The sequence below is a fragment of the Paenibacillus terricola genome (assembly GCF_014779765.1).
GTDB classification, from domain to species: Bacteria; Bacillota; Bacilli; order Paenibacillales; family Paenibacillaceae; genus Paenibacillus_T; species Paenibacillus_T terricola.
Genome location: NZ_JACXZA010000003.1, coordinates 225,698 through 237,527 on the forward strand (window position 1 = coordinate 225,698; position 11,830 = coordinate 237,527).

An 11,830-nucleotide genomic window follows, 5' to 3' on the forward strand; every position below is an offset into this window, starting at 1 on the left:
TAACGGTCTTCGCCGTGACTTCCTACTGCTTGATTCAGAAGTCATTCTCATGGGTCCGCTTCACTGTTCACGCAGTACCGGTTCTCACCAATCCCGGCTCTCTTGGACTTGCATGCGCAGTTACTCTCCCAATCCTTGAATTTCATGTATTGGATAAAGTATATCCGAACATTCAGAAAAGTCAATCTATAATATGTCGTTCAAAAAAGTCCCTTTTGATCGCGAACTATAAGTTCCATTTTATCTACAAAATAGCTTTTACCCTTCTAACGACATTGTCGACGGTAAACCCAAACTGTTCCATCACGACACTGCCCTTGCCCGATGCGCCAAAATGGTCAATGCCGAGCACATGCTTACGGCTGCCAACATAACGTTCCCAGCCAAAAGACGAAGCCATTTCCACTGCGAATGCCGGAACGTCAGGCTGGATGACGGAAGCCTGATACGACTCCGGCTGCTGGTCGAATAACTCCCAGCTTGGCATGGACACTACACGAGCTGCAATTCCTTCATCCGCCAGAACCGCTTGCGCATCCAGCGCTAATTGGACCTCCGAACCTGTTGCCAGCAATTGAACGACTGGTTTGCCATTCGTGCTGTCGGCGATTACATAAGCGCCTCTACCTACCCCGTCTTGGACTAGCTTCGCGTTGTTCAGCACCGGAAGGTTCTGTCTGCTGAGCACAAGACAGACAGGTCCATCCTGCCGCATGAGCGCAATCCGCCATGCCTGGATCGTCTCGTTCGCGTCGGCAGGCCGAATAACGGTGACGTTCGGCATGGAGCGCAGCGCGGCGAGCTGTTCAATCGGCTGATGCGTTGGACCATCTTCTCCGACCGCGATGCTGTCATGCGTGAGCACAAGAACGCTTGGCAAATTCATAATGGCGGCGAGACGAACTGCTGGTTTCAAGTAATCGGAGAAAACGAAGAAGGTACCGCCAAACGCTTTAACACCGCCATGCAGCATCATCCCATTGACCGCAGCAGCCATCGCAAACTCCCGCACGCCATAATAAATATTGCGGCCGCCATAATAGCCTGGCTTAAACATCGTTTCCCCGTTCAAATGGGTAAACGTTGACGACTCTAGATCGGCCGAACCTCCTATCAAGGAAGGTACGGAAGCAGACAGTTTATTAAGCGTCTCCCCTGACGCCAATCGAGTCGATATAGGCTTATGATCGGATGGATATGCGATTAATGCCGAATCCCAGCCATCAGGCAGCTCGCCTCGAATCGCTTGCTCCAGCTGCTTCGCAAGCTCCGGATACTGCTGTTGATAGGCTGCATAGCGGACAGTCCAATCTTGATAAGCGCTAGTTCCAAGAGCAGCGTATTGAGCGAACAACTGCTTCACATCATCAGGAATATGGAAAGCTGGCTCCTCCGGCCAACCGATTGCCTGCTTGGTCAGCTTAAGCTCATCTGCTCCAAGCGGTGTACCGTGAGCGCCTTCATGGCCCCCTTTGCCCGCCTTGTTCGGACTGCCATACGCAATTGTCGTTTTGACTTCGATCAGCGTTGGTCTGGAGCCATCGGATCTCGCCGATTGAATGGCTTCAGCGATCGATTGCAGATCATTTTGATCATCAACTCGCAAGTAGTCCCAGCCGTATCCTTCGAACCGTAGTCGAACATTTTCCGAGAAAGCCAAGCCCAGCTCCCCATCAAGCGAAATATCGTTGGAATCATACAGAACAACCAGCTTGCCAAGCTTCAAATGCCCTGCTAACGATGCCGCCTCCCCGGAGATCCCCTCCATCAAATCGCCATCGCCGCATATGACGTACGTATGATGGTCGATAATGTCGTGCCCGTCTCGGTTATAGGCAGCTCCAAGATGTGCCTCTGCCATTGCCATCCCGACTGCCGTTGCAAACCCTTGACCAAGCGGCCCCGTCGTTGCGTCAACGCCTGCCGTATGTCCCACCTCAGGATGACCTGGCGTCAAGCTTCCCCATTGCCTGAACTGCTTAATCTCCTCCAAGGGAAGCGCGTATCCGAACAGATGCAGCAGGCTGTACTGCAGCATGGAACCGTGTCCGGCAGATAAGACAAAACGGTCGCGGTTGAACCAATTCGGCTGCTCCGGGCAGTGCTTCATATGCTCTCCCCATAGAACGAAGCCCATCGGTGCAGCGCCCATCGGCATGCCGGGGTGACCTGCCTGCGCTTTCTCGACTGCATCCGCCGACAGCATGCGAATCGTATTGACTGCCTTCTGCGCTAACTCTAAATCTACTTTGACCACGTAACCAACCTCCATAGCAAGTTATTTGGACAGAAGAAGAACTTCCATCCATTGGTTGGTTTTTATTATAATGGGGACATAGATATTGATGAAATCGATATTACACATAGTTGATATAGACAGGAGTAATGGCAATGGAGAACCTTGAGCTGTACCGAGCTTTCTATTGGACGGCAGTTGAACGCAATCTATCAAGAGCAGCCGAGCGGCTGTTCATTACGCAGCCAAGCGTGAGCCACGCCATTAAGCAGCTTGAAGAAGCGTTGTCCGTCACGCTGTTTAACCGCATGCCGAAGGGAGTTACGTTAACGGAGGTAGGCGCGTTATTGTTCGAGCATGTCGATAAGGCATTCCGCGAATTGGAGTCCGCCGAGCGACAAATCGCGGAGATCAATAATCTCGTAAGAGGCGAGCTGCGAATCGGCAGCAGCGACTCTTTGTGCAAATATTATTTGCTCCCGCATCTCGGCCAATTTTACAACGAGCATCCCGACATTCATCTCGACCTCGTTCACGGAACAACGCCGGAGATTATTCGCCAAGTGAAAGACGGCCGAATCGACTTCGGCATCGTCCGGCTTCCTCTAAACGACGATTCTCTTGTCACATTGGAAGCCACGGTCGTGCAAGATTGCTTCGTCGCTGGCGGACGTTTCGCTGAGCTTGCAAGCAAGCCGCTGTCGTTGGCTGACTTGGCCGCCCACTATCCGATCATCCTGTTCGCGAAGACGAGCAGCTCCCGACAATTCATTCAGGAGCTGGCAGCACAGCTGGGCGTTGAACTGCAGCCTGAGATCGAGCTGGCAAGCGTGGACCTTCTCATCGAATTCGCCAAGGCAGGAATGGGCATCTCGTTCGTAACGAAACAATTCGTGATGAACGAGCTTGAAGCTGGCGAGTTAACAGAGTTGAAGCTGAAGGAGTCCATCCCGCCTCGCAGAATCGGCATCGTCTACATGAAGAATCGGCGTCTATCTCCCGCTTCCCGCGCGTTAATCGAGCAGCATCTGCAGGTTAAGCTGCCTTAGCGATGTTGGTGGCCAATCGCCATCGCCATCGCCATCACTTAAACACCATGGCCTTTTTAAAATAACAAATAGACCGTCTTCTACCTGAAGACGGTCTACCTAACAACCTATATCCAACTTTACGTCATCGCCTTGGCAATATCGTAATCTTCCAGCTCGATCTCGAGCGCCTCGCCGAGCGCCAACTTCGCCAACTGGCTGCCCAGATAAGGACCTACGGTCAGTCCAGACGAGCCCAGTCCGTTAGCCGCATATACGCTCTCCCATCCCGGAACTGCGCCAATAACCGGCAGAAAGCCCGGCGTGAACGGGCGAAAACCAACGCGCGTCTCTACAACGGCACTGCTCGCAAGCGCAGGAGCGAGTGACAAACCTTTGTTCAGCACCTCCTGCATGCCGCCCGCGGTCACTCTCGTATCATAGCCATCAACATCATTCTCGTGCGTCGCTCCAATGACAATCCGCTGCTGCTCGAAGCCAAGCAAGTATTGATCGGTTGGCGGCATAATGACGGGCCAAGTGCCTGTATCGTAATCGTCTTCCGCCTGCAAATGAATAATCTGCGCCTTCTGGTAGCTGACTTGGAACTCGATTCCGAGAGGCTGCAGCAGCTGTCTAGCCCAAGCGCCTGCACATACAACAGTCGCATCTGCCGTATAGCTGCATTCTCCCACTGTTACACCCGTTACACGGTTCTCTTGGAATGTTAATTGCGCATCCCCATAAAGCACCTCTGCCCCATGACGTACCGCAGCTCGAATCATCGCATCACAAAGTGCACGTCCATCGACTCGTGCAGCCCCACTGATCCGTACCGCGTGGTAGCCATCGGCCAACAGAGGAAACTGCTCTCGCGTCTCCCGCTCGTTATGCCGAGTAATCTCGCCGATCTCTGCTGCATCTTCTCTACGAAGATGAGCGCGACCTTCCATCTTATCTACCTTCTCCACATCCTCATGGATGCTGAGCGCGCCAACTTGTGCGTAACCGGTGTCGGTCTCCCCGTCGCTGTGCAATTGTTCAATGAGCTCGGGATAATAACGAGCTCCAGCCTTCGCAAGCCGGTACCACACTTGATTGCGCCGCTGCGACAACCATGGACAAATAATGCCGGCCGCAGCAGCCGTTGCCTGCCCTTGATCCTGGCGATCGATAAGCAGAACCTTAGCGCCTGATCGTGCCAGCTGATACGCGGTTGAAGCGCCTAGTATCCCCGCTCCAATGACGATAACGTTCTTCATTGCTGCAATCCTCTCCACTTTACGCTTGATCAACTAACTAGATGATTCGTTCATACAAGCGTAACATCCCTTCAACATGTTTGCTAGTGGATGGCTGGTGAACTTGCCTCGATGATTTACGTTGATTGGATCGGGTTCTTGCCGCCATCCTTATCCAATAAATAGCTTGTGATGGCATTCAAATCATCATCAAGCTCATACACAAGCGGTATGCCAGTCGGGACACTGATTCCGATAATGCCATCGGAGGTGCGGTGATCGAGATATTTGATTAGCGCTCTAATGGTATTGCCATGGGCAGCTATCAGCACATGTTGATTATGAAGCAGCGCATCTTTGATATAGTGATTCCAATATTTCAACACCCGCTCCTCGGTATCGATCAGGCTTTCCGTAAGCGGAATTTCTTCATCCGTTAATGCATGATATTTCGATTCGAATCTCGCATTTCTCGGATCGTCTGCTTCTAATGCCGGGGGGCTCACATCAGCGGATCTACGCCAGATCTGTACCTGCTCCTTGCCGTATTGCTCTTCTGTTTCTGCTTTATTCAGTCCCTGAAGCGCTCCGTAATGCCTCTCGTTCAACATCCATGTTTTCTCTACAGGAATCCATGCTAGGTCCAGATGATGCAGCACGATCCATGCCGTTCGGATAGCTCTCTTCAGATAAGAACTATAGGCAATATCAAACTGATACCCGTTCGCTTTCAAAATATCAGCCGCTTGCCTTGCCTCATTAAGCCCGCCTTCTGAAAGATCCACATCCGTCCAACCAGTAAACCGATTCGTTAGATTCCACTCGCTCTGACCATGCCGCAGCAGCACAATCTTCTTCATCTGAAACCATCCTCTCCCGCGTTAAGTTACCATTTAGGATTCCGAATTCATCCTGTAATTAGTACGAAAGAATGTAGTATTTTTGCCGCTTAGGCAATGGGTCGGAGATGACAAACACATCGTTCCTTTTACCATATCACATCCAAAATTCATTAACATCTTTAATTGATTAAACCTGCATGAAGATTGGATGAAACTTTCTATTATGGCGTTGATTTCGGCCGAGAATAGCTTTATAACTGGGAATAAGAGCAATCTTATTTTGCTACTTCACTAAACCAAATAGGAGATGATTCGATGGACGCTACAGCTTCTACTAACGCAGGGAAATGCCCGGTTATGCATGGCAGTGCTACGAGTTACAAATCTAGTGGTACTTCAAATAGAGACTGGTGGCCAAACCAGTTAAACCTGAGCATTCTTCATCAGCATGACAGAAAATCGAATCCTATGGGTGAAGACTTCGACTATGCCGAAGAGTTTCAAAAGCTCGACTACAACGCTCTTAAACAGGATCTCCGCGATCTGATGACAGATAGCCAAGATTGGTGGCCAGCAGATTATGGTCACTATGGCCCATTCTTTATTCGTATGGCATGGCACTCCGCTGGTACGTACCGCACAGGCGACGGCCGCGGCGGCGCAGGCAACGGCACGCAGCGTTTTGCGCCACTGAACAGCTGGCCAGACAATGGCAACCTCGACAAAGCGCGCCGTTTGCTGTGGCCAATCAAACAAAAGTACGGCAACAAAATCTCGTGGGCGGATCTCATGATCCTGACGGGTAACGTTGCAATCGAATCCATGGGCGGCAAGACGTTTGGCTTCGGCGGCGGACGCGCCGACGTCTGGCATCCGGAAGAGGACATCTACTGGGGCAATGAGAAGGAATGGCTCGGCGACAACCGATATACGGGTGATCGCGATCTAGAGAATCCGCTTGCAGCCGTTCAGATGGGTCTGATCTACGTTAACCCGGAAGGTCCTAACGGCAACCCGGATCCGCTTGCAAGCGGCCGTGACATTCGTGAAACATTCGCACGCATGGGGATGAACGATGAAGAAACGGTTGCACTCGTTGCCGGCGGCCATACATTCGGTAAAGCACACGGTGCAGGCGATGCCGCTAAGGTTGGACCAGACCCAGAAGCTGCTCCGATTGAAGCGCAAGGCTTGGGCTGGCTTAGCACGCACGGCTCCGGCAAAGGCCGCGACACGATCACGAGCGGCGTGGAAGGCGCTTGGACAGCAAACCCTACACAATGGGATAACGGTTTCTTCGATACGCTGTTCGGCTACGAGTGGGAACTCACGAAGAGCCCTGCAGGCGCACATATTTGGCATGCTGTTGATCAAACGGAAGACCATATGGCACCAGATGCAGAAGATGCATCCGTTCGTGTTCCGACGATGATGACGACAGCCGATATGGCGCTGCGCGTAGACCCTGTATATGAGAAAATCTCGCGCCGCTTCCACGAGAACCCTGAGGAATTCGCAGATGTGTTCGCTCGCGCTTGGTTTAAACTGACGCACCGCGATATGGGTCCGCGCGCTCGTTATCTCGGACCAGAAGTACCAGCAGAAGAACTGATCTGGCAAGACGTTGTGCCAGCCGTAGATTACACGCTCACTGAAGAAGAAATCGCCGATATCAAAGCCAAGATCCTCGACTCCGGCCTTACGATCAGCGAACTCGTAACGACGGCCTGGGCTTCGGCAAGCACGTTCCGCGGCTCCGATATGCGCGGCGGAGCTAACGGCGCTCGCATCGCATTGTCCCCGCAGCGCGATTGGGAAGTAAACCAACCGCAGCAGCTGACGAAAGTGCTGACGATTCTCGAAGGCATTCAGGAAGAGCTGTCGACCAAAGTAAGCCTCGCCGACCTGATCGTCCTTGGCGGCAGCGCTGCTGTTGAGAAAGCTGCGCTCAATGCAGGCTTCGATATAACGGTACCGTTCACGCCTGGTCGTGGCGATGCAACGCAAGAGCAAACGGACGAAGAAAGCTTCGCAGTGCTCGAGCCAGTTGCAGACGGTTTCCGCAACTACCAGAAGAAGCAGTATAGCGTAAGCCCAGAAGAGCTTCTCGTTGACAAAGCACAGCTGCTGGGTCTGACAGCGCCTGAATTAACCGTTCTCGTCGGCGGTCTGCGCGTACTCGGCGCGAACCATGGCGGCTCGCAGCATGGCGTCTTCACGGATCGTGTAGGTACGCTGACGAACGATTTCTTCGTTAACCTGCTCGATATGAGCGTAGCATGGTGTCCAATGGGCGCTAATGAATATGCCGCACACCACCGTACAACGGGCAAAGTGATGCGTACCGGTACGCGAGTTGACCTCGTGTTCGGCTCGAACTCCATCCTGCGTGCGATCGCTGAAGTATATGCTCAGAACGACAATCAAGAGAAATTCGTACGCGACTTCATTGCAGCATGGGTCAAAGTGATGAACGCTGACCGTTATGATCTGAAACGCACTCATTAATCATCTTCTGTAATCGTCATAAAGACCATCAAATTAACCATCAATCCCTGTTCATCAGACATGGATTGATGGTTTTTTAGTTTCTGCTCATGAATGAAGACTGGCTTTTGCAGCACAATATGAACTGGAATAACCTTCAGGTTTAGGACAAGGATGGAGAACGCCGAATGAATGAGACGGGGAGGGGCTAACTTGATGAAATGGTCTAGAGGAACGTATAACCCTCCCGGTACGGACAACAAACAGGAGGACAATAAGCAAACCGATGACGCCAATGTCCCGGCAAGTCTGCAGCATACGCTGGATAATTTCAAGGATTGCACGGATCTCATTCACCATACGTTTCCAGAAATCAATGTTAACCTTGTATACTTCGGGCATTTAGTCGGATCGGATGAGCTTTTCCGGGACGTCATAACTCCACTGACAAACGTTCGTGAGAATGAAGTGCAAGCTCTGCTAACTCGAAATCAGTATAAGTTGACACCCGACTCCAAATCACTGATCAAAGGCATTTTGAATGGCCAAGCGGCTATTTTCCATAACGACAAAGCGTACTTGATCGATATCTACAAACCTGGCTCTCGCTCAATTGAACAATCTGAGACGGAGACTGTCATTACAGGGCCACACGATTCATTCATTGAGACAGCTACTGCTAATTTATCGCTGATTAGACGCAGGGTCAAAAGCTCGCATCTCAAGGTGATCAAGTTGGAGGTCGGAGAAGTATCCAAGAGTACAGTGTACCTCCTATACATTGACGGTATTGCTAACATGGAATACGTTCGGGAATTAACCGATCGGATTAACTTAATCGAAGTGGATGCTGTCTATGATGGAAACATGCTGATTCAATATATCGATGATTCACCGAATTCCGTCTTCCCTTTATTCTCAACAACGGAAAGGGTAGATACGGCAGTCTCGAAATTAGTGGCAGGCAGAATCGTAGGGATTCTTGATGGCAGCCCTTCGGTATTCGCAGCTCCATCATCCTTTTTCGAGTTCATGGCATCCCCTGACGATTATTATCAGCGATGGTCGACGGGAACAGCAATTCGGGTCCTGCGATTTATCGCATTAATTATTACGCTTACGTTCACTGCTTTATATGTATCCGTTACGACTTACCATTACGAGATGATACCCGAAGCCTTGTTGTTAACGATAACCGAGTCTCGCAGCAAGGTGCCGTTTCCTCCGATTTATGAAGCGCTGCTTATGGAGATAACGATCGAACTGCTTCGAGAGGCAGGAGCACGACTTCCGACCAAAATCGGGCAAACAATCGGTATCGTTGGCGGTATCGTTATCGGACAAGCCGCCGTACAAGCCGGATTCACCAGCAACATACTCATTATTGCAGTTGCCTCATCCGCAATTGCATCCTTCGTCATTCCAAGTTACGTCATGAGTGCTTCTATCCGATTAATCCGTTTCGGATTGATTATTATGGCGGGCATTCTTGGTGATTTAGGCATAGCGCTTGGAATCGCCTATCTCGTCGTTCATTTATCAGGATTAACAAGCTTGAATTCGTCCTATTTGACACCTGTTTCCCCCAACAACTTCAACGATTGGCGCGATGTATTCATTCGTGCCCCCTTCTGGGCACTGACAAGAAGACCTACGCAGTCGAGAAGTCCGAACGCAGTGAGGAATAGAATGAGGAAGTAACGCTGGAGGTCAAGATGAAAGAGAAGCTGCATCCGTTTCATATCAGTGTGCTTGTATTCATGATTCAAGCTGGAGTGGTCGTATTCTTTCTTCCGAGGATGCTAGCGCAGTATATGGGTTATAACGGTTGGGTAGCTATCCCGTTATTTTCCGTCGTAGCGACGTTCAATATCTTTCTAATTTCCATCGTTTATCGGCTTGGCGATGGCAGGTCCATTTTTCAGATCATGGAACAAAGCTTGTCCAAGCTTATCGTCTACCCGGTGTATACTTATTTAATAGTAGTATGGACATTGTTGGGGTGCATAGCGGCAAAGCAGTACATTATCCTTTTTCAAGTGTTCGTGTTTCCGACTACTCCCATCATGTACATAAAGCTCCTGGTGGATATTATTGCATTCAGCTTGATTATTAAAGGCATCTACAATATATCGAAGGCTGCTACCGTTTTTTTCTGGATGGTCATTTGGACAATCCTGATGCTTACTTTCTTCATTAAAGGTTTTGAGTGGGTGAATCTGACGCCGTTCTTTTTCAAAGAATCCACTAATGTAGTTGTAGGAAGCATATCTATCTTTAGTTCGTTCCTAGGGTATGAACTCGTATTGCTGCTCTTCCCCTATGTCGATTCGAAGAAAGGCTTTATGAAAGCCGTATACTTCGGAAATTTCTTAACAACTATTGTCTATTTATCAATAAGCTTCGTCTGTTTTGGCTTTTACAGCTTTAAACAATTAACGAAGATGAAATTTCCGCTCGTCGACTTATTAGCATATATCAGGCTTCCTTTTGTCGAGAGGGTCGAGAATATATTCCTCGCCTTGTACCTAGTCACAAGCTTGATGAGCATTACGATGTATATCTGGGCTGCTACCGAAACTGCCAAAAGCCTTATCCCCCGGGCCAATAAACGTTGGATTACGGCAATTCTCGTATGCTGTGCGTTTGTTGTATCCTGGATTCCTAATATGTTGAGCGAAGTAGAGCTTTGGCTGAAATACCTTGGATACATGGCACTTGGGATTGCATTCGGATTACCGCTCATGTTAATCGCCATATTGGTCATCCATAACGGGGGAAAGAAAATTGCTTAAAGTACTTCGTCTATTCCTTACTGTTGCCTTGCTGGTGACCGTTACGGGCTGCGGAGACCAGCGCATATTGGAGAGGCTAGGCTTCATCCAAACAACAAGTTACGACTTAGCACCACGCAAGGAGAATGAGTCCGAGCAGAAGTTAATGATCAGTGTTACGATACCAAGGCCTGACTCTGGATCTGGATCTGGATCCGGGTCTGGATCTGGATCTGGGACTGGCGGTGTGAACAGAGAATTTCTAACCGCGATTTCATCGACCAGCAAAGAAAGCAGAATCATACTTTCAAGACAAACCGAATTACAGCTTGTAAGCGGTCAATTGCGAAATACACTCTTCGGATTAAGCCTAGCTAAACAAGGGATATGGAAGCATATCGACACCCTTGTTCGAGACCCATCCATTTCACCTAGAGTAAAGATCACAGTCGTAAACGGAAACGCTCATGATCTGTTGACCAAAAACTACCCCTTTCATCCTCGAACAGGGCAGTACATCGATCGCATGCTGGAGAAGGAATCTCTGTCCCAGATTGTACCTAAGACGAGTCTGTATCAATTTACGAAAGATTACTTCGATGACGGCATTGATCCTATAGCGCCCATTATTAAGGAAGTGGGGGATAGCGTTAAAATCGATGGGATTGCGCTGTTTCGGAAGGATCGTTATATCATGAGGATCGATCCTAAACAGTCGATAATCTTCGCGTTAATGCGCGCTGATATTACACAAGGAGAAATTAGCGTCGACCTATCGGGGGAGAATCGAAACAATGAACATGTTACGCTCAGTTCATTGGTCAGTCACCGTTCCGTAAAAGTAACACCTCGCAAGGGGAATTTTCATGTCGATATCAACATCAAAGTCAGTGGTTCGGTTCTTGAGTACATCGGTGTTCTTGATCTTGAGAAAAATAAAGACCGATCCACAATCGAGAAGCTAGTCTCTCAATATATCCGGACAGACGCGGAGCAATTAATTGCTAACATGCAGCAAAATCGTATCGACAGTCTTGGACTAGGAAAAAATATAAGGAGTACCCTCTCTTATGCTAAGTGGCATAAAATGAATTGGCCGGATACTTATCGCAACATAGATGTTCAATGCCATGTGAAGGTTCAAATAAAAGACTATGGGATGTTTACCAAATAACGTATAACACAAACACGCCGCTACTTCTGTATCGGCGTGTTTGTGTTA

Annotated in this window: 8 protein-coding genes and 1 other annotated feature (1 of these 9 only partly in view); of the genes, 5 read left to right on the forward strand and 3 right to left on the reverse strand. The window is 49.5% G+C overall.

Translation table 11 applies throughout. The features are described 5' to 3' along the window. Nucleotides 1-145: a binding site (T-box leader), on the reverse strand (it extends 71 nt beyond the left edge of the window). 99 nt (nucleotides 146-244) lie between these two features. Further along, nucleotides 245-2,257 carry a transketolase gene (tkt, locus tag H8B09_RS13240; RefSeq protein ID WP_318152611.1) on the reverse strand — a complete coding sequence of 671 codons (2,013 nt, stop codon included), beginning with the start codon at nucleotides 2,255-2,257 and terminating at the stop codon, nucleotides 245-247. Between the two features lie 134 nt (nucleotides 2,258-2,391). Here tkt and H8B09_RS13245 point away from each other — a divergent pair, with 134 nt between their 5' ends. After that, the gene (locus tag H8B09_RS13245) at nucleotides 2,392-3,285 is read left to right on the forward strand and encodes a LysR family transcriptional regulator (protein WP_224753574.1); all 894 of its coding nucleotides are present in this window, start codon (nucleotides 2,392-2,394) and stop codon (nucleotides 3,283-3,285) included. Nucleotides 3,286-3,404: 119 nt separating this feature from the next. Here the strand turns inward: H8B09_RS13245 and H8B09_RS13250 are convergent, their stop codons facing one another. Together H8B09_RS13250 and gpmA are read right to left on the reverse strand one after the other, a co-directional pair. Continuing rightward, a complete protein-coding gene (locus H8B09_RS13250) occupies nucleotides 3,405-4,526 on the reverse strand; it encodes an NAD(P)/FAD-dependent oxidoreductase (protein ID WP_191204009.1) in 1,122 nt (373 codons plus the stop codon). Nucleotides 4,527-4,642: 116 nt separating this feature from the next. Further along, nucleotides 4,643-5,365 carry a 2,3-diphosphoglycerate-dependent phosphoglycerate mutase gene (gene gpmA, locus H8B09_RS13255; protein WP_191204010.1) on the reverse strand — a complete coding sequence of 241 codons (723 nt, stop codon included), beginning with the start codon at nucleotides 5,363-5,365 and terminating at the stop codon, nucleotides 4,643-4,645. 297 nt (nucleotides 5,366-5,662) lie between these two features. Between gpmA and katG the strand changes: the two genes are divergently transcribed. The 4 genes from katG (at nucleotide 5,663) to H8B09_RS13275 (ending at nucleotide 11,782) form a co-directional block, all read left to right on the forward strand. Continuing rightward, entirely contained in the window at nucleotides 5,663-7,855 is a 2,193-nt protein-coding gene (gene katG / locus H8B09_RS13260) for a catalase/peroxidase HPI (RefSeq protein WP_191204011.1), read from the forward strand. Nucleotides 7,856-8,050: 195 nt separating this feature from the next. Further along, nucleotides 8,051-9,535: a spore germination protein gene (locus tag H8B09_RS13265; RefSeq protein ID WP_224753575.1), complete on the forward strand. Its 1,485-nt coding sequence runs from the start codon at nucleotides 8,051-8,053 to the stop codon at nucleotides 9,533-9,535. A gap of 14 nt (nucleotides 9,536-9,549) precedes the next feature. Continuing rightward, nucleotides 9,550-10,629: a GerAB/ArcD/ProY family transporter gene (locus tag H8B09_RS13270; protein WP_191204013.1), complete on the forward strand. Its 1,080-nt coding sequence runs from the start codon at nucleotides 9,550-9,552 to the stop codon at nucleotides 10,627-10,629. After that, the gene (locus H8B09_RS13275) at nucleotides 10,622-11,782 is read left to right on the forward strand and encodes a Ger(x)C family spore germination protein (protein WP_191204014.1); all 1,161 of its coding nucleotides are present in this window, start codon (nucleotides 10,622-10,624) and stop codon (nucleotides 11,780-11,782) included. The genes H8B09_RS13270 and H8B09_RS13275 overlap by 8 nt, the downstream gene beginning before the upstream one ends. Nucleotides 11,783-11,830: the final 48 nt, after the last annotated feature.